We start from the raw sequence: 1,087 nt of genomic DNA on the forward strand, positions 1-1,087 counted from the left end.
CAGAGGTTGTGAACGAGAAGTTGTAGACGAGTAGCGAGGACCTCCAGTACGGAGGGGGTTACCACACCAACCCACCTACTGGAGGTCCTCGTGACTCACGCTAACGCCCCGCTGACACCTGAAGGGCGTCGCCGCTTGGCCGTGGCGGTGGTCGAGCAGCACTGGACGGTGCAGCGAGCAGCCGAACGGTTCCAGGTCTCGCCGGCGACCGTGTCGAAGTGGGCAAACCGCTACCGGCGCGGTGAACCGATGACTGACCGGCTCTCACGTCCCAACACCTCGCCACGGCGCTGCAGCCGGCAGCTCGAGCGACGAATCGTGAACCTGCGCCACACTCGACGCTGGGGGCCACACCGCATCAGCTTCCACCTCGGCGTCCCTCGTTCAACGGTCGGGCGGGTGCTGGGCCGCTACCGCATGCCTCTGCTCGCTCACATCGACCAGGCCACCGGCCTGCCGGTGCGCAAACCCAAACCCGTGCGCTACGAGGCCGCCGCACCCGGCGACCTCGTGCACGTCGACATCAAGAAGCTCGGCAAGATCCCGGACGGCGGCGGATGGCGGGTCTTTGGCCGCACGTCCGCACAGCACCGACAAGCACAAGCCGCCAGCGATCGCGCCGCGCGTGCCGGAGCACCAGCCTCACGCGGCTACGTCTACCTCCACCACGCGGTTGATGATCACTCCCGCCTGGCCTACTCCGAACAACTGCCCGATGAGCGTAAGGAGACCGCCGCTGCGTTCTGGCTGCGCGCCAAGGCGTTCTTCGCCGAAGCCGGCGTCAGCGTGCACGCGGTGATGACCGACAACGGCGCCTGCTACCGCTCCCACGCCTTTGCCGCCGCCCTCGGCGACGACGTGAAGCATCGCCGCACCCGCCCCTACCGACCACAGACCAACGGCAAGGTCGAACGCTTCAACCGCACCCTCGCCGCAGAATGGGCTTACGCCACGATCTACCTCTCAGACGCAGCCCGCGCCGCGACCTACGCCGACTGGCTCCACTTCTACAATCACCACCGACCCCACACCGGCATCGAGGGCCTCGTCCCCGCAGACCGCATTCACAACGTCACGGGGAACTACA

Annotated in this window: 1 protein-coding gene; it reads left to right on the forward strand. The window is 67.1% G+C overall.

Annotated features, from left to right (window positions below; translation table 11 throughout):
* Nucleotides 1-90: 90 nt before the first annotated feature.
* Nucleotides 91-1,087, forward strand: a 997-nt coding sequence (locus F4692_RS20625; RefSeq protein WP_179621621.1) for an IS481 family transposase, incomplete at its 3' end; no start/stop codon positions are given.

The organism is Nocardioides cavernae, assembly GCF_013410035.1.
Lineage (GTDB): Bacteria > Actinomycetota > Actinomycetes > Propionibacteriales > Nocardioidaceae > Nocardioides > Nocardioides cavernae_A.